Genomic DNA, 19,466 nt, shown 5'->3' with positions numbered 1-19,466 from the left:
ATTTCCGTCTTAGAACTGACGCGCAGCACGCCATTCAATCCGGTGGCGAACGGCCTCCGCGATCGCTGGCATGACGTCTATATCATTCGACGCATGTGCAACCGCGTTCGTGCTGACGATCCTTTCGACAAGCCCACCCAGAACCTGCGCTGCATCGCCGGCAAAAAGCGGATGCACGACCACGCAATCCGGTCGCGCGAACCCCATGCCGACCAGTTGGCGCGCCGCCTCGGTGAGGGTCCGACCGGATGAGGCGATATCGTCGACCAGCACCGGCTGGCGATCGAGAAACGCTGGGGCATTCGGAATCGAGATGGTGACGTGACGGTCGCCGGATCGGATTTTCTCGCACACGAGAAACGGAGCATCGGCATCGGCCGCCACCTGCGAGACCCACTGTTCGCTTTCCAGGTCCGGACCGATGATCAGCGGGCGAGCGACATTGCGCTTGATCCACGAGGCCAAAAACGGCGCGGCATGAACAACCTGGGTTGGGATGCGGTAGATTTCCGACAATTCATGGTAGCGATGGAGATGCGGATCGACCGTCACCAGCCAGTCGAGATGGCGAGACAGGATCGCAGCAAAGGTTCGCGACGTCACCGCCTCGCCGGCATGGAAGCGTATGTCCTGGCGCATGTAAGCGAGGTAAGGGGCGACGAGCCCGATCCTGCGAGCGCCAAGATCGCGCGCGGTGTCGGCTGCGAACAGCAGCGGCAACAGCTTGGCGTCCGGATGATCGAGACTGGACAGCAGGATGACCTCGCGGTCGCTGACGTCGTTTCCGACCCTGAGATAGGTTTCCCCGTCAGGAAATTGACGATGCTCGATCGTGCCGACCTCTGCATCGAGCGCGGCGGATAGCGGCTGTGCCAGGGCCTCGCTGCCAGGCAGCGCGAACAGGACGGGACGGTTCATAGCGCTTCAATCCCGAAGATCGGCCCGTCGCTCACGGCATAGGCCGCCGCATAGTCGAGCTCGCCCGGGCTCTCGGCATGAATGCTACACAAGGGAGCCCCGGCATCCACCATCTGGTTCAGCCGACACTGCAGTGCGACGCCAGCGGCCTTGGCCACCGGCGCGCCGGCGAGCTTCGCGACCGTCGCGAGCTTGCGATTGTCGATACTCACCAGGCGGCCGCTATAGGGAGCGATCATATCCTGCTGCAACCGGGCGACCGGTGGAGCCCGCATGCCGCCCTGCGCTTCGCAGATACGTTGGAACTTGGCCCAGGCCCCGCCGCTTTCGAGACACGCCCGCGCACGCGCATAGCCTTCGCCGGCCGGGGCCGCGTCAGCGAGCTCAAGCAGTCCTCCCGCCAGCTCGCAGGCCCGGTGGGCGAGATCCTCGGCGCCCGGCTGCCCCTGGAGGACGGCAAGGATATCCTGCGCCTCGAGCGCCGGGCCGATGCCCCGTCCGATCGGCTCCGCGCCGGGGCCGCGCATCACGCGCGTGCGAAGCCCGAAGGCTTGGGCGACCGAGCTCAGCGCGCGCTCCAGCGTATCGGCGGCATCGGTTCCGCGTACCTTGGCGGTCGGCCCGACCGGGATATCGATGACCAGATGGGTCGCACCGGCCGCGATTTTCTTGGACAGCACCGAGGCGACCATCTGCCCTACGGCATCGATATCGAGCACTCGTTCAACGCCGATGATCACATCGTCGGCCGGGCTGAGATTGACGGCGCCGCCCCAGGCGATGCAGCCGCCTTCGCGCTCGACCACCTTGCGGATGGCGGAAACGTCGAGGTCGACAGGTGCAAGCACCTCCATCGTGTCCGCCGTGCCGGCCGGCGAGGTGATCGCCCGCGACGATGTCTTGGGCATGATCAGGCCCTCCGCGGCCATGATCGAGACGATGATCGGCGTGGTGCGATTGCCCGGCAATCCACCGACGCTATGCTTGTCGACGATGACCGCTCCGGACCACTGCAATCGCTCGCCGACATCGACCATCGCCCTGGTCAGGCTGATCGTTTCGTCCGTATCGAGCGGGACCGCTGAGCATGCCGTGATGAACGCCGAGAGATGGACATCGCTATAGCGTCGCTCGGCGATGTCGGTCATGATCGCTGAAAAAGCCCCTTCACTGAGACGATTGCCATAGATGCGCCGACGCACTTCGGCGAGCGAGGCGAGAGGCTGGGCATGCGCGATCTCGACCGGATCGCCCTCGCTGACGCCGAGCCGCCGCCATGCGGATTCGGACAGGCCGATCTCGCCGGGCGCTGGAGCCTCCGCGGAACTGTGCAGCAGCGAGACGACGATTTCCCGCCCGCCGGCGTGCAGCGCGACCTGCGCGCGCGACGCGAGACCTTCCGAGCGGCAGACGGGACAGTCTTGGCGCATGACCGCGATCAGATCACCTCCGGCAGCCGACAGGCCGAGGCGGTGTGCCCGCAGCGTCGTCGCGACAGGCTCTACTTCGGCGTCCTCGATGATCCCGGGCTTCACGCGAGCATGCCCCAGCTACCCAGCGCCGGTACGCTGCATGCCCAGCCCAGATCCTCCGAGACACGCTTCGCCAGGACCTGGGCGCCGGTCGGCTCGCCATGCGTGACATAGACATGGCGCGGGGGCTCTTGCAGCGACCCGAGCCAGCGCATGAGCTCGTCGCTGTCGGCATGCGCCGAAAGCATCGTCAGGTTGGCGACATCGGCTTCGACCGGGATATACTCGCCGTGGATCTTGATCGTCCGGGCGCCCCCGATCATGGCGGCGCCGCGGGTGCCCGCCGCCTGGAAGCCTGAGAAGAGGATGAGGTTCTTCCCATCCGGCGCGAAGCGCTTGAGATGGTGGAGCACGCGGCCGCCCGTTGCCATTCCACTGGCCGAGATGATGACCTTGGGAGCGGGGTTGGCGGTGAGTTCCTTGGATTCCTCCACTTCGCGCACATAGTGCGCGACGCTGCACGCCGCTTCGCACTCGGCGCGGGCCAGGCGATGCTCGTCCATGAAATCGCACATCAGCCCGCTCGCGTTGATCGCCATCGGGCTGTCGAGGAAGATCGGGATGTCGCGGAGGCGTCCCTGCGCGCGCAGACGCGAGAAATGATAGAGAAGCGACTGAACCCGTCCCACGGCGAAGGCCGGAATCACCACCGTCCCGCCTCTCTCGACGCATCGTTCGACATGATCTCCAAGCGTCTTTGTCGGATCGACCTGCTCGTGGCGCCGATCGCCATAGGTCGATTCCACTAGGACATAGTCGGCGCGCGCGGGCGGCTCGGGATCCTTCATAACCGCATCGCCGTAACGGCCGATGTCGCCTGAGAAGAGGATTGTCCGCCCCTTCCAGTCGATCTCGATCGACGCCGCGCCGAGGATGTGGCCGGCGCGATGGTAGCGCACCCTGATGCCGTCCGTGACTGCATGCCACGCTCCGAACTCGATCGGGCGGAAGAGCTGCAATGCCAGACGCGCGTCGGCCTGGGTGTAGAGGGGCAGCGCCGGCTGGTGCCTGGAGAAGCCGTGCTGGTTGGCGAACTCCGCATCCTTTTCCTGCAGATGGCCGCTGTCGGGAAGAAGGAGCTCGCACAGGGCCGCGGTCGCCCGCGTGGCAAGGACGGTCCCGTCCCAGCCCAGGCGCGCCATGCGCGGTAGTGCGCCCGAGTGATCGAGATGGGCGTGGGTCAGCAGCACCTGGCCGACATCCGCGACTTCGGGTGGGATCGATACCCAATTAAGGCGGCGCAGATCCCTGGGTCCCTGAAACAGGCCGGAATCGACCACGATCTGAGTTTCACCATCGTCCACCAGATAACGCGACCCTGTGACCGTTCCCGATGCGCCGAGAAAGGCAACGCCGAGACCATCGGCCGGGCGCTTGGCCAGATCGATCCTTGCTTCACGCTCGAAGATGGTCACGCGGGAATGGTGCCGTTTCTTTCTCTTTTGCATGGACGCGGGCCTGCCTCTCACGATTATGTTCGTGAGCGCAGCATTGGTTCGCGGACGCCGCACGCCTATACGCAAAATCCGCAGCACGACTGCTGCTCCCCGACAGCTGCGTCGCCCGAACGCCGATGGCCGATCCCATCGATCGCCTTACCCATGCCTGCGCGATGCCCGGGGGACTTCGGTCTCTACTTATACCTTGCTCCTTGGACTCGAGCCTATGCTGCCCGGACGTTGACCAGAAGAGGACGGCATATGGGCGAACATGACCATCGCATGCGCAAGCGCGGCAAGATCGTTCTGATCGGCTTCCTGCTCGTCGCTAGCTTCTTCCTCCTCACCGAGTATACCGCGCACTTCCTGGGTGTGCTGCCCTATCTCATCCTGCTCGCCTGCCCGCTCATGCACCTGTTCATGCACCGCGGCCATGGTGGGCATCAGCATGGCCATGAGCCCGGTCAGGCACCCGCCGGCTTACCGGCCAATCCCAACGGCCGCATCGAAGGAGAGTCGCGATGACGCACGCCGACTATGGCTATGGTCTGTGGGGGCTCGCGCTGGTTAACGCCGCCGTTTTCATCCTCTTTGCGTTCAGCTTCTTCAAGCCGGCAACTAAACGAGACTGGCGCAGTTTGGGGGCGTTCAGCGCTTTCATCATAGCGCTCTTCGCGGAAATGTATGGCTTCCCGCTCACGATCTTCGTGCTTTCGGGGTGGCTCCAGTCGTATTTCCCCGCTGTCGACTGGTGGAGCCACGATGCTGGACATCTCCTGGAGATGATGTTCGGCTGGCGAGTTAATCCCCATTACGGTCCATTCCACATCGCCAGCTTTGTGCTGATCGGCGTGGGTTACTGGCTGATCTCGGTTGCATGGACGGCCCTTCACTTGAGTCAGCGCAAACACCAATTGGCCCTTACTGGGATTTATGCCCGGATCCGGCACCCGCAATATGTCGGCTTCATTCTCGTCATGCTCGGCTTTTTGCTACAATGGCCGACCCTTTTGACCCTTGCTATGTTTCCGGTGCTCGTCGTGATGTATATTCGGCTGGCTCGGCATGAGGAAAAGGAGGCGCTAGCCAGCTTCGGCGAGGTTTACCGCGATTATATGGCTCGCGTGCCCGGCTTCATTCCGAATCTGACAATCCATTCGCGTCGAAGAAGGCCATGGCGATCCTTTGACGGGAATGGCTGATGTAATTGCCGGCAAGGTCAATGCTGACGTTCTGACTGGCCTTATTATTCGGACATCGTTACCCGACCTCACAGCACACTACTGCAGCAACCCCGGTTCGACTGCGCAATCATCTTGGGAGGGCAAGTTCGCCTTGCACGGGCAGATTCGGTGTGGAGCTGATGCCCGGCACTAGACGCAGAGCATCGCCGATCAAGGTATAGACGGCGTGGCGCTGGCCGCCACGGTTCCGATGGTCGACGCGATAGCCCTGATAATGTCGGCGGAGCAGGCCTGCATTCACCAGTTCGGAAACGGCGCGACTGAGATTACTCTTGCCGGCTGTGCGAATGCGTGCCCGCATTTCCTCCGCGATCACGCCGCGCCTTTTCTCCAGATCGCCGGGGAGCAGTCCGTTTCTAGCGAGGTCGCTCTCGACCCGCTCGGCCAGCGTAATGCTGCGCGGACCACGCTGGGCCATCGGGGTCAATGCGTCGCATAGCCAATCGCGCAGGGAAACGAGCCCATCGTTCCGCCTGACCCAGGGACCGGCGCTTCCATCTGGCCCCGCCACCTGGGCGATCAGGTTGAGCAGCATGAAGGCATAACGGGGCCGGCTCGATACGGTCGCCAGCGTCTCGAGCACGGCCGCGACATCACAGCCAATGGAGGGTTCAAGAGGCTTGCCTGCATGAAACATAACATGATGGAATCAAGCACAAAGCAGGATCAATGTGAATCCCAAATCGGCGGCCGCAGACGGGTTGTCAGCTATGACACTTTGCCGGCGGATAAAGTGTCATAGGCGATCCATTCTAATCGTAGATTGTTGCGAATCGTTCTCAACTCATTTTGATAATCATGGCGCTCGCCGCTTAGGTCTGGACGAGCCGTCTCCTCGCGGACGAGCTTCCGTCGCCTATGGCGAACAGGATAAAAGACTGCGGCCGCCTTGATGATCTCACGCGCTTTGCGGAGGACTGTCAGCGTGCTGAAACCCTTGGCGATTTACATGGCACGATCGATGCCGCCGTGCGCGATCTTGGCTTCCGCTGGTTCACGCTGCTTCACAATATCGACCTTCGGCGCGGAGGCGAGCAAAGCCTGTTCCTCACAACCTATCCATCGGCCTGGCTCGAGGAAGTTCTCGAAGAACGCCATTATCTCGAAGATCCGATCCATGCGGCCTGCGCTCGCACCCCGTCAGGGCTCGCCTGGGACCGGATCGGCGACGTACTGGAGCTCACGCCGCGCCAGCGAAGCATCCTCGACCGCGCCAGGGACCATGACCTTGCGTCCGGCTACAGTTTGCCAATCCGGACCCCGGGGGAACCCGAGGCGATCTTTACCGCCGCCCGATCGCGCGACGAGCCGCTCAGCGCAGAGGAGGTTCTGACCGCCCGTCTGCTCGGCTCGGTCGCTTATGATCGGGCGCGCGAGCTGCTTGGCGAAAGGGCAGGGCCATTGGCCTGCGTCCCTCTCAGCCCTCGCCAGGTCGAATGCATCGCGCTCGTCGCGCAAGGCAAAAGCGACTGGGAGATCGGCCAGATCCTCGGCCTCAGCCGCGACACCGTGCACGAATATGTTGAATCGGCCCGCAGGCGTTATGGCGTGCGACGACGCACGCAGCTGGTGCTGCGCGCGGTTCGCGATGGTCATCTCAACATGGAAGCGCTGCTCTGATCTCGCCGGCCATATGATGATCGGGCTTGGGCAAGTTCAGGATTTCTGCGCTGTCGCTGGCGCGATCAAGGACGCTACGGCCTTGTCTGACCTGATGGCCGAAATCACGAAGGCCATGGGCTTTCGGCACTATGCCCTGGTCCATCATGTCGACCTGAAGCCTGCGGTTCGCTCGGTCCACATCGTCGACTATCCGCAAGACTGGGTGGAGCGCTTCCAGGCGAGACGCCTCTATGCGAGCGACCCGATCCACCGCGCCAGCCATCGCACCAATGTGGGCTTTGCCTGGTCGGCGGTTCAGTCGATCATCTCTCTGACGGCCGCCGATCGCTCGATCCTGGCAGAAGCCTACGAGGCCTCACCTCAAGATTTGTTCGCCAGACAACGCTAAGCTGGAAATACTGAGAACATCCTAGGCGACGAGCCGAAGTCTGCCGTTCGGACATTGGCAATCCCAACATTACTGGCGACCCCGCCGCCGGCCTGTCGAAGCGCCTCGTCGGCCGTGGTGGCGCGATGATAGGTAAAGGGGGTCATTGGGCGACCTCCGCAAAAGTCTCCAGGATTGCGTCAACAATGCCATTATGCGCGCCGCAGCGGCACAGATTGCCGCTCATCCGCTCGCGTACCTCGTCGCGCGTCATTGCGATGCTGCTGCCGAGCGCTTGCGTTACATGGCTGGGGACGCCGCGTTTCAATTCGGCGGCCATTCCGACTGCCGAACATATCTGTCCCGGTGTACAATAGCCGCATTGGAAGCCGTCATGCTCGACAAAGGCTTGCTGCAGAGAGTGCAGATTGTCGGCGCTGCCCAAGCCTTCGATTGTTGTAATCTCCTGCCCCTCATATTGAGCGGCGAGCGCGAGACAGGACAGGATCCGCTCCCCGTCCGCCAGCACGGTGCAGGCGCCACATGCGCCTTGATTGCAGCCTTTCTTCGATCCGGTGAGGCCCTGTTGCTCCCGCAGGAAGTCGAGGAGAGAAATGCGGGGATCCTCAGGACCCTCGACCACGGCGCCATTTATAAGGATGCTCATCCATCACTCCCCAAAGTCGGGTGCGTAAACATGGTAGAAATGCGCGGGTGGAGGTTTCGGGCCCATCATCTCCTTTTTCAAATGACGTTGTTGATCGGACTCGGGGCGGTGACGCTGGAAGCTACGGCTTGCGCGAGTGATGATCGATCCGGTCGCGCTGCCTTTCCGAAAGCAGAAACATGCGGCCGGACGCCCGGAATTCAAGGAGATGGCGCGCATAAGCTGAGACCCAGAATATTCCCGGTTTCGTCTGTCTGATCTGCCTATTTGGGGGGGCGTTGCCTTCAGACCCGATGATGCATCGAATCGCTGGATCGTGCGCGGCCAAGCGCTAATGGTGCGCTCATGCGTAGACTGATCCTGACCGCCGCTCTCTTCTCGATGACTTCGCCCGCTCTCGCCTGGGGACCGATCGGCCACCGGGTGACCGGCGCCATTGCCGATCGGAACCTAAGCGGCCTGGCCCGAGCCAATGTCCAGCTTCTCCTGGGCGAGGAGAAGCTGGCACAGGCGGCAACCTGGCCCGACGACATGAAATCCGACCCCGCCGATTTCTGGCAGAAACAGGCCAACCCCTGGCATTATGTGACCGTCCGCGAGGGCGATGCCTATACGAACGTCGACGCGCCCGCCGAAGGTGACGCAATGACGGCCCTGACACGCTTTACGGCGACCCTTCGCAATCCCGCGGCGTCGATCGACGACAAGCGCCTTGCCCTGCGCTTCGTCGTCCATATCATCGGCGATCTTCACCAGCCGCTTCATGCCGGTGGCGGCAATGACCGGGGCGGCAACGACATGAAGGTGAGCTGGTTCGGCCGCTCGACCAATCTCCATTCGGTCTGGGACAGCGCTATGATCGAGCAGCGATCCTTATCCTATTCCGAACTTGCCGACTGGCTGGCGCGCGCGATCACGCCCGAGCAGGTCATAGCCTGGAATAATCGCGATCCGGGCACCTGGATCCGCGAAAGCATCGCGCTGCGCAAGACCATCTATCCCACCGACACGAATCTGTCCTGGGACTATGCCTATCAGCACCGTCTCGAGCTTGATGATCGGCTGAAGCGCGGCGGCATCCGTATCGCCGTCTATCTCAACTGGGTGTTCGAAAATTCTCAGGACCAGAACGGGGTCGAGGCCCGATCCCCGCGCAAGCCTGCAAGGCGCAAATGACATGCCACGCGGCACGCGGCACGAACTTGTCGGCATGCTGCTTGGCGATGGTCCTTACCCCGTGCTGCGTGTCGCCGATGGCGGGGAATGGCGGCTCGATTGCACCAGATCCTGCCGCCATCTTCTTGGTCGACGAGTCCGGGTCGTAGGGACAAGGTCTGATTTCGACATGCTCGATGTCGAGCGGATCGAACCCACCTGAGCATTATCGGGGAGGCGCCGCCTCTCAGCGAAAATCTCGTGTCTTGACCTTGATGCCCTCTGTCGGCTGGCCCGGAATGATGCCCGAGCCCAGGCGCAGGTCGGGATCGTAAAGATCGCGGGGGCCGCGCCCGAGCGGCCTGTTCGCCGCATCGCGCGGATCGGGGGCCATGGCGCTTCTGACGATATCGGCGCGGCTGACCTGATAGATGCTGGCGACATCCGCCCGCTGCCCTACGCTGGCAAGGAGGGGCGAGAGGTCGTCGAGCCGCTGGGCGATGAGATGGATCACATCGCCCTCCTTCTGGACCTGACCGCGCACACCCATCATCGAGGCGCCCAGCACCACGCGCCGATGCTTCTCGAAGAGATTGGGCCAGACGACGAGATTGGCGACATCGGTCTCATCCTCAAGCGTGATGAACATGGTGCCCTTGGCGGAGCCGGGCTTCTGCCGCAGGAGAACGAGGCCGGCGAGATTGACCCATCGCCCGTCGCGAATATCCTTGAGCGCGGCGCAGGTCACCATCTTCCGGCGCGCCAGTTCGTCGCGCAGGAAGGCGAGCGGATGGGCGCGCAGCGAGAGCCCGATCGCGCGATAATCCTCCACCACTTCCTCGCCTTCGCCCATTTGCGGTAGCGCCACCTCCGGCTCGATGGCTTCAGGCTGCAGCTTGCCGGCCCGCGCGTCCGCAGCGGCAAAGAGCGGCAAGGCTTCTTCGCCAAGACCCTTCACTTCCCAGAGGCCGGCGCGGCGCGAGAGCGCCAGCGATCCAAAGCCACCGGCATGGCCGATCCGGTCGAGCGCGCGGCCGCTGACGCCGGCGCGGCGCTGGATTTCCTCGACACTGGCATAGGGTTCATTGCCCCGTGCCAAGACAATCGCGGCGCCATCTGCATTTTTGAGCTCGCGCACATAGCGCAGTCCGATCCGCACCGCATGATAGCGGCCCCAGGTTCGCTCGAGCGTGCATTCCCAGCGGCTGTGATTGACGTCGATCGGGCGGACCTCGACCCCATGCTGGCGCGCATCCCGCACGATCTGGGCGGGCGCATAAAAGCCCATGGGCTGGGCGTTTAGGAGCGCAGACGCTCGAGCTCCTGCTGCGGGGTAAGGCCGCTTTCCCCGATCTCGTCGGGATAGGTATAGGTCAGCTGACCAAGGTCGAAGCGGCAGGCCCGCGCAATCTCGACGCTGCGGCGGAGCGGCGTCACGTCGCCCAGATAGCGGGTGAAGACGGCGACGGCCCGCAAGATAGCTGTGCTGTTCTACAATAGTCTACGGTATGGCATGGCCTATCACGATCCAGGCGCATCGCAGTACGAAGAGCGGTATCGCAGCCGGGTCATCGGCAATTTGCAACAGCTCGCCAAGGCCTTCGGCTTCTCGCTCCAGGAACTGCCGTCGGAGCCCGAGACAGCTGTTTCTTAGGAAAGCCACCGCGTATTTGACCTGCGGTCACTTCGTTCCGCCAGGGATGCAAAGTGAGATACGCATTTGTCGCCGAGCATCGTGACCAGTTCGGGGTTCGATCGATGTGTCGGTGTCTGCGCATCCAGCCCAGCGGTTTCTATGCTTGGCAGAAGAGCCCACTGAGCACGCGGGCCCAGGAAGATGCTCGGCAGACAGAGTTGATCCGGCAAGCCTGGAACGACAGCGGCAAAGTCTATGGCTACCGCAAGCTGCACGACGACCTGCTGGATCAGGGCGAGACCTGCTGAGCTGGTCCGGAATTGCCAACGTTGCGCTAGAACGGCGCGATTTGCTCGCGAGCTGCCGAAAAATGAAAGGTCTGCGCCTGAGCAGTTGTACTCTGGCTCTATGCGTCTTGAATGGGGCGCCTAGTGCCGAACCTCTCAATCCGCGAAGCCTCATTCGAGAGATGGTTCTTTTCCACTGTCAGACGTTATCGGCCTTTAATTATTCCGAACAATGTGATGTCGGATTCTTCTTGCCGAGCAGGCCGAATGGATCATTCCAAGCGGCAAAACCATTTGGAGAGGCTGGTACGAACATGCGCGAGGCTCCGGTCCCACATAGCGAAACGCAGTTAGCGACAGGCCGGAAACCATCTGTAATCAATCTTCATTTTAGTGCCGCATTTTATTACTGCAGGCTCAAAATAAGCATTGATTGTAGGTGCGAACCGTGAAGCGCGCGATAATTGCTGTCATTGCTCTCCTCGCCGCCTGCGATATGTTGCCTCGCGATCCGGCCGGCACATCGAAGCGGATTACAGAGGAACGAACTTTCACGGTTGCACTGGCTGATCCCACTGTTCACGAAGCTTCACAAGTCCAGACCCTGATTCATGAAATCGAGCGGCGGACCAGCGCGAAGGCGCAATGGCGGCCAGGGGCGGGCGAGGCACTATTCCAGCAACTTGACGACGGTAAGCTTGACCTAGTGATCGGGCGTTTCACGGCAGAGAGCCCCTGGGCAATGGAAGTGGCGTTCGGTCCTCCTCTCTCGACGACAGGCACGAAAGAGGCTCCACTCGAGCTCAAGGCGGCGATGCGCAATGGCGAGAACCGGTGGATTATGACAGTCGAGCGCGCCAGCCGCGCCATTTCGCAGGAGGCGCGCGAAGAATGAGCGACACGAGCCTTCCCGACGAACTGCGTGAGCCCATGGCCCGGGCTGTGCGCCTGGAATATTGGAACATCTTCTGGACGCTCACGATCATCGTGACGATGGGGCTGGTGCTTGGTCAAAGCCAGACGATGAAGACCGCATGGATCGAGGACACGCTGGGGCTCGTCCCGCCTGTCATGTTCCTGATCGCCGCGCATATGGAACGCCACGCCCATCGCTCGCGCCGTTTTCCCTTCGGGTTCGAGCGCGTCAACGGTCTAGGATTTTTCGTCGCAGCGGTTGCGCTGACGGCAGTTGGCGCGCTTCTGCTCTACAATGCGCTGATGGCACTTGGCGCAGCGGAACATGCAAGCGTCGGCTCGATCGCCATTCTGGGCCAGGATATCTGGCTAGGCTGGCTAATGATCGCCGCCCAGATCTATTCGCTGATCCCGCCACTCTTTATCGGCCGGAAGGAACTGCCGCTGGCGCAGGCGCTCAACGACAAGCTGCTGCATACCGATGCGCTCATGAACAAGGCGAACTGGTTGACCGGGGCGGCCGGGCTCGCGGGCATCATCGGTCTCGGGCTTGGCTGGTGGTGGGCCGACTCTGTGGCGGCCGCCATCATTTCGCTCGACGTCCTCAATGACGGGATCAAGGCGCTGCGATCGTCCACGGCCGAACTGGTCGATGGTGCGCCAAGGGCGCTTTCCAGCACGGATCTTTCGGACGATGCGCAAAATCTCTGTGATCGGCTCAAGGCGGAGTTTCCCGGTGGTACGATCCGCCTGCGTGAGACCGGTCGCCTCATCCGGGCCGAAGTCCATGACACGCATCCCCCCGCGCAATGCCGTCATCCGCGATATTACTGGCCAGAGGGCGAGGACAGAGCATGGCGGCTGGCTCAGGTGAGCTTCATCCCGCCCATAGAACGCGAGGACCGGAACTAGACCGGTGGCTTCTGCTGCACGGCATCAGCCTGCTTTTCCGGTCGGATGTAGATGGAGGTCAGATCGGGCACGCAGGCCTTCATCTCGCGCTCAATCTCCTCGATCAGGCGCTCTGCGTCTCCCATCGGCAGATCATCGACGAAATCGGCACTGATCGCCACGAACACGGCATCGGGCGCGGTGTGGATCGTGCGGACATGATTGACCGCGCTGATCTGTGGTCGCTTGTTCAAAATGGCCCATAATGCCGAAATGATCGCCGGATCGGCGCTTTCGCCGATCAGCAGCCCCTTGGCTTCGCGCGCGAGCAAAATCGCAACCCCGGCCAGGATGAGACCGATGGCGATCGATGCGAAACCGTCGATCCGTGGGTCGGCATAATGATGGCTGGCCCAGACTCCGATGCCCGCAATGCCAAGGCCGATCAGTGCTGCGCTATCCTCGAACAGGACAATGAAACCGGCCGGATCCTTGGATCGGCGGATCGATTGCCACCAGCTGCTTGATCCCCTCTTACCGTTGAACTCGCGCACCGCAATGGCCCAGCTCGTTCCTTCAAGCAGTATCGCGACCGCCAGCACCACATAATTGATCGTGGGATCGCGCAGCGGTTCAGGCTCGGCAATGTGCAGCCAGCCCTCGTAGATCGAGACGCCGGCGCCGACGGCAAAGATCAGGATGGCGACGACGAAAGCCCAGAAATAGAGTTCGCGGCCATAGCCGAAGGGGTGGGTGGCGTCGGCCGGGCGCCTGGCCTTTGCCTGGCCATAGAGCAGCAGGATCTGGTTGCCGCTGTCGACCAGCGAGTGGACCCCCTCGGTCAGCATGGACGAAGAGCCGCTGATCGCCGCCGCCACGAATTTGGCGATGGCGATCCCGACATTGGCCAAGAGGGCGCCATAGAGGACGATATTCTCGCGGAACCTGCGCGGCAGATCGGCCATCGGGCTCAACCGGGATAAGGGCTGGAGCGCAGCAGGCCGGCCAGATGCGCTGCATTGCCGGCGACCATCTTCGCCGTCTTCGTTACCTTCTCCGGCGTCTCGTCGAGATCCTTGAAATCGACCGCCCCCATCGCTTCGCCGACCCAATAGCAGGCGGCAACAGCGGGGATGGTCCAGCCCACATCGTTCAATGCCTGGAACAATTGGGCGCTGGCAAAATGAGCGCCATCCTCATTGCCCACGATCGCCGCGACGACAACCTTGCCATAGCTTGGCATCCGGCCCTCATCATCGGTCTCGGAGAGAAAGGCATCCATCCGCTCCAGCACCCGTTTGGCGATGCTGCTGATCTGCCCCATCCAGATCGGTCCGCCAAAGATCAGAATGTCGTGCGCGAGGATCTTCTCGCGCAGACCCGGCCAGGCATCGCCATCCCCTACGTTGGAGGTGACGCCTGGCTTAATGTCGAGAGCTGCAACCCGGACCGTCTTGCTGACTGTCACATCATATTGACTGAAGGCTTCCGCCAGCACGGCGATCATCGCGTCGGTCGAGCTCTCCTCGCTACCGTCCGCCTTAAGCGTGCAGTTGAGCGCCAAGGCCTTGAGCGACATAGTTCTATCTCCTTAAGGGGCTAGGGTCAGCTCTGGAAATTGTAGAACGCGCCCATCCGTCCTTCGCGGAAAGAACACCTGTACGCGTAATGGGTTCTTTTGCTCAAAGGAGAATTGGCTGAGCGATGCCGGTTTTGTGATACTTCCGTCTGCGCGGAGGCCAGCGACAAGTCTGGTAGGGGCGGGGACCAGATGGTAGCGCCATGGAGATGAGCGATCTGCCATGCCAACCCATTGAAATGGCAAAGCTGGGCAGTCGGCTTTCATATGGAGGGGCGATCACGGAACCAACTCGCAGATTGCACGCTCTCATCGCGGAGGTCGCACATGGCTGCACGCGCATATTGGCAGGGCCAGTTAAAGCTGGCATTGGTGTCCATCCCGGTCGAAGTCTACCCCGCAACCAAATCCGGCGCGGCGGTCAGCTTTCGTCAGATTCACGAGCCCACCGGCAAACCCATCCGCTATGAAAAGGTCGTGAACGGCGTGGGGCCCGTCGATCGAGATGAGATCCTCAAGGGGTTCGAGCTTTCTAAAGGCAATTACGTGCTGCTCGAACAGGAGGAAATCGAAGCGGTCAAGATTGAGAGCCGCAAGACCCTCGACCTTGTCCAGTTCGTCGAGGCAGATGCGATCGACGTACTGTATTATGAAAAACCCTATTTCGTCATACCCGCCGATGACCTCGCAGAAGAGGCCTATGCCGTGCTGCGGGATGCGCTGCGAAAGGCAAAGAAGGTCGGGCTTGGCCAATTGTCGGTCCGCGGTCGGGAACAGCTGGTATCGATCAAACCCTGTGGGCGGGGGCTGGTCATGGAAGTTCTGCGCTATGCAGACGAAGTCACTAAGGCCCAGACATATTTCCGAGGTTTGCCTGCCGATACGGCGGATGACGATATGCTCGACCTTGCTACCAGCATTATCGACAAACGAACAGCGCCCTTCAGGCCGGAAGAGTTTCACGATCGCTACGTCGATGCGCTCCATCGCCTGATCGAAAAGAAGAAAAAGGCCAAGGGGAAGCGGATAATCGAAGAGGTGGACGAGGAGCCAGCACGCAAGGGCGGCAATGTCATCGATCTGATGGCGGCGCTCAAGAAATCAGCAGGGGAAACGGCTAGTACCACAGCGAAGAAGAAGAGCCCGAAAAGCGGTTCGGCGACGGACGCTGGCAACAGACGTGCGACTGCAACCAAGCGCAAAAGCGCATGATGACGCTGAATCCGGATACCCCGCTCCACCTTATCGACGGGCCGGTCGTGCTGCGCCTGAGCATTGCTGCTCTACTCGGCCTGCTCTTGGGACTCGACCGACAGATACGCGGCCATGCAGCGGGGCTACGCACCCATGGGCTCATCTGCTTCACCAGCGCCCTCATGACTGTCTGCGCAATTGCGCTGCACAATCAGTTGCAAGGCGAGGGGAATATCGATCCCTTGCGGGTCTTCGAAGCTTCGGCCGCATTTTCGGGCATCATAGCGACTGGTCTCATCATATTCAGCAAAGGTGAAATCAAGAATCTGACCACGGCAGCCCATATATGGCTGGCGTCGATGATCGGAATCGCTTGCGGCGCTGCTCTCTGGCCATTGGTGGCCAGTGCCACTCTCGTCGCGATCCTCATGCTCAGCCTGCTCGGATTCGTGGAACGGCGCTGGCTTGCGTCCAAGGAGCGACAGGGCAAATGAGCCGGAACAATCCCCTTGCCTCCTATAATGCCAAACGGGATTTCAATCGCACCAGCGAACCTGCAGGCAAGATAGCAAAGAAAGGCGGCAACAGTTTCATTGTCCAGAAACATGCCGCCACAAGACTGCACTGGGACTTCAGGCTGGAAGTCGATGGCGTGCTCAAGAGCTGGGCCGTCACCAAGGGGCCGAGCCTGGATCCCGATGACAAGCGGCTTGCTGTCCGCACCGAGGATCATCCTCTGAGCTATGGTAGTTTCGAAGGTAATATCCCCAAGGGCGAATATGGGGGCGGCACTGTGATGCTCTGGGACCGAGGTTGGTGGGAACCGATCGCGGGAAAGAGCGCGAAAAATATAGAGGATGGTCATCTCCACTTCATACTGCATGGCGAACGGATGAAGGGGGAATGGCTGTTGGTGCGGATGAAGGGGCGCGCGGGCGAAAAGCGCGAGAATTGGTTGCTCCGCAAGATCGATGATGGCGAGGCCCGCCGGAATGGCGATCTGGTCGAGCGCGCGCTGACAAGTGTTCTGACTGACCGCTCCATGGCGCAAATCGCCGGGGACATCGCCGGCACGCAATCGTTGAAAGGTGCAAATGGCAAGACATTCGCGGACAGGATGCAGGCAGCCAACGCGCATAATGCTAGGATCGGCAAGACGAAGGGGAGGGCGAAAGCCAGAACGGAGGCTATGCCGCGCTTCATCAAGCCGCAGCTTGCAACATTGGTCGACAATGTACCGGCTGGCAATGAATGGATGCACGAGATCAAATACGACGGATATCGCGCGCTCGTTGCAGTCAGTGGCGAAGCGATAAAAATATATACGCGTAGCGGCTTGGACTGGACGGACAAATTTAGTCCTCTGGCCGGTGCCATAAAAGCGCTCGACCTCCCGCCTGCGTTGATCGACGGCGAGATCATCGCCTTTGACGCTGATGGCAATCCCAGTTTTTCGGCGCTGCAGGCAGTGTTGAAACGGGGCCATGGCGCGGAGCGAGCCGACACGCCGTTCCATTTCTTCGCTTTTGATCTTCTTTCCCTTGATGGCATGGATTTGAAGTCTCTCCCCGCAATCGAGCGAAAAGAGCGGCTCGAGGCCTTATTGGCGGATGCAGAACAACCGATCCACGTTGCCGATCACCTGATCGGCTCGGGCGAGAAGCTCTACCGATCGCTTTGTCAGGCCGGGCAGGAAGGCATTATCGCAAAGCGCGTCGATGCGCCCTATCGCAGCGGACGGACACGCGCCTGGGTGAAGGTCAAATGCACCCGTCGCCAGGAATTCGTGATCGTCGGCTGGACCCGTAGCAAGGCGAAGGGGCGTGCCTTCTCGTCCCTGCTACTGGGCCAGCATGAAGGCAGTGAACTGGTCTATAAGGGAAAGGTCGGCACTGGGTTCGACGCTGCCACAATGACCGACCTAGCCGAGGCGATGGGTCCGATTTCGACCGGCAGGCCGCAGGTCATCATTTCCGCCCGTGAAGCGCGCGACGTCCAATGGGTCGAACCCCGGCTCGTTGCGGAAGTCAGTTTTGCCGAGTTCACCGGTGAAGGGCGCGTGCGACATGGCAGCTTTCTGGGGCTACGAAGCGACAAGTTAGCAAAGACGGTCAAGCCCGAAAAAGCGGCCCCGACGCCTCCTTCGGCCACGGTCATCAAGATCAGCAATCGCGCGCGCGTGATTTTCCCGGAGAGCGGGCAGACCAAAGGGGAGTTGGCCGATTATTACGCCCGGATCGCCCCGCTGATGCTATCTTTTGCTGCCAACCGGCCGATCAGTCTTGTTCGATGCCCACAGGGCCGCGCGAAGAAGTGTTTTTTCCAGAAACATGACAGCGGCGCCTTTGGCGACCATGTCCGCCATGTCGCGATCCGCGAGAAAAACGGCGGCTCAGAAGACTATCTCTATGTCGACGATACCGATGGCCTGATCGCCTGCGTCCAGATGGGCACGATTGAATTTCACGGCTGGGCGAGCCGTGCCGATGCAGTCGAGAAGCCTGATCGCATGATCTTCGATCTCGATCCCGACGAGGGCATGGATTTTGCCCAGGTTAGTCAAGCAGCAAAGGATATTCGCGATCATCTACGCGAAATCGGTCTGATCTCCTTCGCCATGCTGTCGGGGGGGAAGGGGGTCCATGTCGTCGTCCCCCTCAGCCCCACCCACGACTGGGACGCACATAAGGATTTCGCCGCCCGGTTCGCCCAGGCCTTGAGCGCGGCAGAACCCGATCGCTTCGTTGCCACGATGAGCAAGGCCAAGCGCAAGGATCGCATATTCATCGACTGGCTGCGCAATCAGCGCGGCAGCACCGCCATCCTGCCCTACTCAGCGCGCGCGCGCGCCGGCGCGCCCGTAGCCATACCGGTCGACTGGAACGAATTGAACGATTTGCAGGACGCCCATCCCTTCGACATTGGAGATGTCGAAATGTTGTGGGAGCGCGCAAGCAAGCTTAAAGGCTGGGGCTTCGCTGCGCAGGCCCTACCGGACCTATGAGCCGCTTCAGGCACCATGGAGCCCGCTATGCGTTGATGGGACAAGATCAGCACGAAAGGATCAAAATGCCCCATCACAAGGAACGTCCTGCCCGCAAGGCCACCAGTCGTCTTGCTCTCTACCTCGTCCTCGCATTCATCGTTGCAGCCATCCTGGCTTTCATCTGGGTCAACATGCACGCCTGACCGGACGATAGCCCCCTTAGTCCGACCCAGGTTGCGCCACCGTCCGCGCCAGTTCATCGATCTGATCGACCGGGATACGTCTTGCTATCATCGCCATGGTATCGGGCGGCAGGCGCGCGTCGATGACATCGTCATCTTGCTGCCAAAGCCGCAGGCGCGCAGCGAGATAGCCTGGCTTCTGCCCGGCAAGAATGGGCGCCGCCTTGCCAGCCGCATGACAATTGCTGCAGGCCGGGAGGGGCTGGCCAAAACGATCCAGTCGCGGAGAACTGGGCGAGGTCGCGTTAATCTTGAGCCCGGGCATCGCGGAAAAATAGCTCGCGAGCCTCGTCATGTCCTCGCGCCCGGTCGTTGCCAGCGCCGTCTGCATGACCGCACTGCTGCGCTTCCCCGCGACATACTGGCGCATGCTGGCGAACAGATAGGACGCGCTCTGCCCAGCCAGGACCGGAATATCGGATTGCTCCCTCCCCCGACCATCGACGCCATGGCAGCTTGTGCATGCCGACAAGGTTGCCGGAGCAACGCCGGGCAGGCGTCGCTCCTCGCCAGCCTGAGTCAGTGCTTGATATTGCGCCGCCGTCATCTGTGGCAAGCGCCGGACGAAAGCGGTCATCCGCCTCACCTCATCTGGTCGATCAGCCGCCGCCCAGGCCGGCATGCCGGTGAATTTGACGCCATGCCGGATGATCCAGAATAATTCGCGATCCCGCCATTCCCCCGCCGTCCGGGCAAGATCAGGCGCCGGCGGGGTTGCCTGCTGCATCACGGGTGATGGACGCACACCCGGTGCGCCATGACAGACTTGGCAGGCCTGACGAAAATGCCCT

General features: G+C 61.5%; 22 protein-coding genes and 2 pseudogenes. 14 read left to right on the top strand and 10 right to left on the bottom strand.

Annotated features, from left to right (window positions below; genetic code table 11):
- Window positions 1-9 precede the first annotated feature (9 nt).
- Genes VHN57_RS24570 through VHN57_RS24560 form a run of 3 tightly spaced genes read right to left on the bottom strand, consistent with a single transcriptional unit; the run spans window position 10 to window position 3,898 of the window.
- Window positions 10-918 (bottom strand): ribose-phosphate pyrophosphokinase, encoded by a 909-nt coding sequence (locus VHN57_RS24570; protein ID WP_004212748.1) that lies wholly within the window; start codon window positions 916-918, stop codon window positions 10-12.
- Window positions 915-2,453 (bottom strand): thymidine phosphorylase family protein, encoded by a 1,539-nt coding sequence (locus tag VHN57_RS24565; RefSeq protein ID WP_125988666.1) that lies wholly within the window; start codon window positions 2,451-2,453, stop codon window positions 915-917. Before VHN57_RS24565 ends, VHN57_RS24570 begins: the two co-directional genes overlap by 4 nt.
- Window positions 2,450-3,898, bottom strand: coding sequence for an MBL fold metallo-hydrolase RNA specificity domain-containing protein (locus VHN57_RS24560; RefSeq protein ID WP_423286166.1), 1,449 nt, complete (start codon window positions 3,896-3,898; stop codon window positions 2,450-2,452). Before VHN57_RS24560 ends, VHN57_RS24565 begins: the two co-directional genes overlap by 4 nt.
- 252 nt (window positions 3,899-4,150) lie before the next feature.
- Here VHN57_RS24560 and VHN57_RS24555 point away from each other — a divergent pair, with 252 nt between their 5' ends.
- Both VHN57_RS24555 and VHN57_RS24550 read left to right on the top strand, forming a co-directional pair.
- The gene (locus VHN57_RS24555; protein ID WP_004212752.1) at window positions 4,151-4,414 is read left to right on the top strand and encodes a DUF2933 domain-containing protein; all 264 of its coding nucleotides are present in this window, start codon (window positions 4,151-4,153) and stop codon (window positions 4,412-4,414) included.
- A complete protein-coding gene (locus tag VHN57_RS24550) occupies window positions 4,411-5,091 on the top strand; it encodes a methyltransferase family protein (RefSeq protein ID WP_004212753.1) in 681 nt (226 codons plus the stop codon). The genes VHN57_RS24555 and VHN57_RS24550 overlap by 4 nt, the downstream gene beginning before the upstream one ends.
- Before the next feature lie 109 nt (window positions 5,092-5,200).
- Here the strand turns inward: VHN57_RS24550 and VHN57_RS24545 are convergent, their stop codons facing one another.
- Window positions 5,201-5,770, bottom strand: a complete 570-nt coding sequence (locus VHN57_RS24545) for a hypothetical protein (RefSeq protein WP_004212754.1) — start codon at window positions 5,768-5,770, stop codon at window positions 5,201-5,203.
- A gap of 221 nt (window positions 5,771-5,991) precedes the next feature.
- On the opposite strand from VHN57_RS24545, the gene VHN57_RS24540 reads away from it, so the two are divergent.
- Together VHN57_RS24540 and VHN57_RS24535 are read left to right on the top strand one after the other, a co-directional pair.
- Window positions 5,992-6,753 carry a helix-turn-helix transcriptional regulator gene (locus VHN57_RS24540; RefSeq protein ID WP_063976096.1) on the top strand — a complete coding sequence of 254 codons (762 nt, stop codon included), beginning with the start codon at window positions 5,992-5,994 and terminating at the stop codon, window positions 6,751-6,753.
- Between the two features lie 13 nt (window positions 6,754-6,766).
- Entirely contained in the window at window positions 6,767-7,144 is a 378-nt protein-coding gene (locus VHN57_RS24535) for an autoinducer binding domain-containing protein (RefSeq protein WP_230588645.1), read from the top strand.
- 142 nt (window positions 7,145-7,286) lie between these two features.
- Here the strand turns inward: VHN57_RS24535 and VHN57_RS24530 are convergent, their stop codons facing one another.
- Window positions 7,287-7,790 carry a 2Fe-2S iron-sulfur cluster-binding protein gene (locus VHN57_RS24530; protein WP_037521880.1) on the bottom strand — a complete coding sequence of 168 codons (504 nt, stop codon included), beginning with the start codon at window positions 7,788-7,790 and terminating at the stop codon, window positions 7,287-7,289.
- A 345-nt stretch (window positions 7,791-8,135) separates the two neighbouring features.
- Between VHN57_RS24530 and VHN57_RS24525 the strand changes: the two genes are divergently transcribed.
- Window positions 8,136-8,966, top strand: coding sequence for a S1/P1 nuclease (locus VHN57_RS24525; protein WP_069339016.1), 831 nt, complete (start codon window positions 8,136-8,138; stop codon window positions 8,964-8,966).
- Between the two features lies 1 nt (window position 8,967).
- Window positions 8,968-9,168 carry a DUF5818 domain-containing protein gene (locus VHN57_RS24520; protein WP_080727313.1) on the top strand — a complete coding sequence of 67 codons (201 nt, stop codon included), beginning with the start codon at window positions 8,968-8,970 and terminating at the stop codon, window positions 9,166-9,168.
- Between the two features lie 24 nt (window positions 9,169-9,192).
- Here VHN57_RS24520 and VHN57_RS24515 read toward each other — a convergent pair.
- Both VHN57_RS24515 and VHN57_RS24510 read right to left on the bottom strand, forming a co-directional pair.
- Window positions 9,193-10,257 (bottom strand): annotated as a pseudogene (locus tag VHN57_RS24515) (helix-hairpin-helix domain-containing protein); the annotation flags it as partial.
- Window positions 10,245-10,421, bottom strand: coding sequence for a hypothetical protein (locus tag VHN57_RS24510; RefSeq protein ID WP_164522485.1), 177 nt, complete (start codon window positions 10,419-10,421; stop codon window positions 10,245-10,247). The gene VHN57_RS24510 and the pseudogene VHN57_RS24515, both read right to left, overlap by 13 nt.
- A gap of 37 nt (window positions 10,422-10,458) precedes the next feature.
- Between VHN57_RS24510 and VHN57_RS24505 the strand changes: the two genes are divergently transcribed.
- From VHN57_RS24505 to VHN57_RS24490, 4 genes and pseudogenes are all read left to right on the top strand, one after another.
- Window positions 10,459-10,599 carry a hypothetical protein gene (locus VHN57_RS24505; RefSeq protein WP_423286161.1) on the top strand — a complete coding sequence of 47 codons (141 nt, stop codon included), beginning with the start codon at window positions 10,459-10,461 and terminating at the stop codon, window positions 10,597-10,599.
- Between the two features lie 38 nt (window positions 10,600-10,637).
- A pseudogene (locus tag VHN57_RS24500) lies at window positions 10,638-10,883 on the top strand (IS3 family transposase); the annotation flags it as partial.
- A gap of 433 nt (window positions 10,884-11,316) precedes the next feature.
- The gene (locus VHN57_RS24495; RefSeq protein WP_063976114.1) at window positions 11,317-11,763 is read left to right on the top strand and encodes a type 2 periplasmic-binding domain-containing protein; all 447 of its coding nucleotides are present in this window, start codon (window positions 11,317-11,319) and stop codon (window positions 11,761-11,763) included.
- The gene (locus tag VHN57_RS24490; RefSeq protein WP_063976098.1) at window positions 11,760-12,695 is read left to right on the top strand and encodes a cation transporter; all 936 of its coding nucleotides are present in this window, start codon (window positions 11,760-11,762) and stop codon (window positions 12,693-12,695) included. The genes VHN57_RS24495 and VHN57_RS24490 overlap by 4 nt, the downstream gene beginning before the upstream one ends.
- On the opposite strand, the gene VHN57_RS24485 is transcribed toward VHN57_RS24490, so the two are convergent.
- Together VHN57_RS24485 and VHN57_RS24480 are read right to left on the bottom strand one after the other, a co-directional pair.
- Window positions 12,692-13,639: a cation diffusion facilitator family transporter gene (locus tag VHN57_RS24485; protein WP_063976099.1), complete on the bottom strand. Its 948-nt coding sequence runs from the start codon at window positions 13,637-13,639 to the stop codon at window positions 12,692-12,694. The genes VHN57_RS24490 and VHN57_RS24485 overlap by 4 nt on opposite strands.
- A gap of 5 nt (window positions 13,640-13,644) precedes the next feature.
- Complete coding sequence (locus tag VHN57_RS24480) at window positions 13,645-14,253, bottom strand: flavodoxin family protein (protein WP_063976100.1); 609 nt, start codon at window positions 14,251-14,253, stop codon at window positions 13,645-13,647.
- A 327-nt stretch (window positions 14,254-14,580) separates the two neighbouring features.
- Here VHN57_RS24480 and ku point away from each other — a divergent pair, with 327 nt between their 5' ends.
- The 4 genes from ku to VHN57_RS24460 are packed head-to-tail and all read left to right on the top strand — an operon-like array spanning window position 14,581 to window position 18,636.
- Window positions 14,581-15,465 carry a non-homologous end joining protein Ku gene (gene ku / locus VHN57_RS24475; protein ID WP_423286158.1) on the top strand — a complete coding sequence of 295 codons (885 nt, stop codon included), beginning with the start codon at window positions 14,581-14,583 and terminating at the stop codon, window positions 15,463-15,465.
- Window positions 15,465-15,941, top strand: coding sequence for an MgtC/SapB family protein (locus tag VHN57_RS24470; RefSeq protein WP_423286526.1), 477 nt, complete (start codon window positions 15,465-15,467; stop codon window positions 15,939-15,941). The genes ku and VHN57_RS24470 overlap by 1 nt, the downstream gene beginning before the upstream one ends.
- Window positions 15,938-18,451, top strand: coding sequence for a DNA ligase D (gene ligD / locus VHN57_RS24465; RefSeq protein ID WP_423286156.1), 2,514 nt, complete (start codon window positions 15,938-15,940; stop codon window positions 18,449-18,451). The genes VHN57_RS24470 and ligD overlap by 4 nt, the downstream gene beginning before the upstream one ends.
- A gap of 35 nt (window positions 18,452-18,486) precedes the next feature.
- The gene (locus VHN57_RS24460; RefSeq protein WP_423286154.1) at window positions 18,487-18,636 is read left to right on the top strand and encodes a hypothetical protein; all 150 of its coding nucleotides are present in this window, start codon (window positions 18,487-18,489) and stop codon (window positions 18,634-18,636) included.
- A gap of 16 nt (window positions 18,637-18,652) precedes the next feature.
- Here the strand turns inward: VHN57_RS24460 and VHN57_RS24455 are convergent.
- Window positions 18,653-19,466, bottom strand: an 814-nt coding sequence (locus tag VHN57_RS24455; protein WP_423286152.1) for a c-type cytochrome, incomplete at its 5' end; no start/stop codon positions are given.

It is taken from the genome of Sphingobium salicis subsp. salicis, assembly GCF_049472635.1.
Classification (GTDB): domain Bacteria; phylum Pseudomonadota; class Alphaproteobacteria; order Sphingomonadales; family Sphingomonadaceae; genus Sphingobium; species Sphingobium yanoikuyae_A.
The sequence above is the reverse complement of the archived record's forward strand: the minus strand, read 5'-3'. Positions and strand labels throughout refer to the sequence as shown.

What these genes read in the sequence shown, in the direction of transcription:
- VHN57_RS24570 (WP_004212748.1), bottom strand. Translation starts at nt 918, where the DNA reads ATGAACCGTCCCGTCCTGTTCGCGCTGCCTGGCAGCGAGGCCCTGGCA.
- VHN57_RS24560 (WP_423286166.1), bottom strand. Translation starts at nt 3,898, where the DNA reads ATGCAAAAGAGAAAGAAACGGCACCATTCCCGCGTGACCATCTTCGAG.
- VHN57_RS24555 (WP_004212752.1), top strand. Translation starts at nt 4,151, where the DNA reads ATGGGCGAACATGACCATCGCATGCGCAAGCGCGGCAAGATCGTTCTG.
- VHN57_RS24550 (WP_004212753.1), top strand. Translation starts at nt 4,411, where the DNA reads ATGACGCACGCCGACTATGGCTATGGTCTGTGGGGGCTCGCGCTGGTT.
- VHN57_RS24545 (WP_004212754.1), bottom strand. Translation starts at nt 5,770, where the DNA reads ATGTTTCATGCAGGCAAGCCTCTTGAACCCTCCATTGGCTGTGATGTC.
- VHN57_RS24540 (WP_063976096.1), top strand. Translation starts at nt 5,992, where the DNA reads ATGGCGAACAGGATAAAAGACTGCGGCCGCCTTGATGATCTCACGCGC.
- VHN57_RS24535 (WP_230588645.1), top strand. Translation starts at nt 6,767, where the DNA reads ATGATGATCGGGCTTGGGCAAGTTCAGGATTTCTGCGCTGTCGCTGGC.
- VHN57_RS24530 (WP_037521880.1), bottom strand. Translation starts at nt 7,790, where the DNA reads ATGAGCATCCTTATAAATGGCGCCGTGGTCGAGGGTCCTGAGGATCCC.
- VHN57_RS24525 (WP_069339016.1), top strand. Translation starts at nt 8,136, where the DNA reads ATGCGTAGACTGATCCTGACCGCCGCTCTCTTCTCGATGACTTCGCCC.
- VHN57_RS24520 (WP_080727313.1), top strand. Translation starts at nt 8,968, where the DNA reads ATGCCACGCGGCACGCGGCACGAACTTGTCGGCATGCTGCTTGGCGAT.
- VHN57_RS24505 (WP_423286161.1), top strand. Translation starts at nt 10,459, where the DNA reads ATGGCCTATCACGATCCAGGCGCATCGCAGTACGAAGAGCGGTATCGC.
- VHN57_RS24490 (WP_063976098.1), top strand. Translation starts at nt 11,760, where the DNA reads ATGAGCGACACGAGCCTTCCCGACGAACTGCGTGAGCCCATGGCCCGG.
- VHN57_RS24485 (WP_063976099.1), bottom strand. Translation starts at nt 13,639, where the DNA reads ATGGCCGATCTGCCGCGCAGGTTCCGCGAGAATATCGTCCTCTATGGC.
- VHN57_RS24480 (WP_063976100.1), bottom strand. Translation starts at nt 14,253, where the DNA reads ATGTCGCTCAAGGCCTTGGCGCTCAACTGCACGCTTAAGGCGGACGGT.
- ku (WP_423286158.1), top strand. Translation starts at nt 14,581, where the DNA reads ATGGCTGCACGCGCATATTGGCAGGGCCAGTTAAAGCTGGCATTGGTG.
- VHN57_RS24470 (WP_423286526.1), top strand. Translation starts at nt 15,465, where the DNA reads ATGACGCTGAATCCGGATACCCCGCTCCACCTTATCGACGGGCCGGTC.
- ligD (WP_423286156.1), top strand. Translation starts at nt 15,938, where the DNA reads ATGAGCCGGAACAATCCCCTTGCCTCCTATAATGCCAAACGGGATTTC.
- VHN57_RS24460 (WP_423286154.1), top strand. Translation starts at nt 18,487, where the DNA reads ATGGGACAAGATCAGCACGAAAGGATCAAAATGCCCCATCACAAGGAA.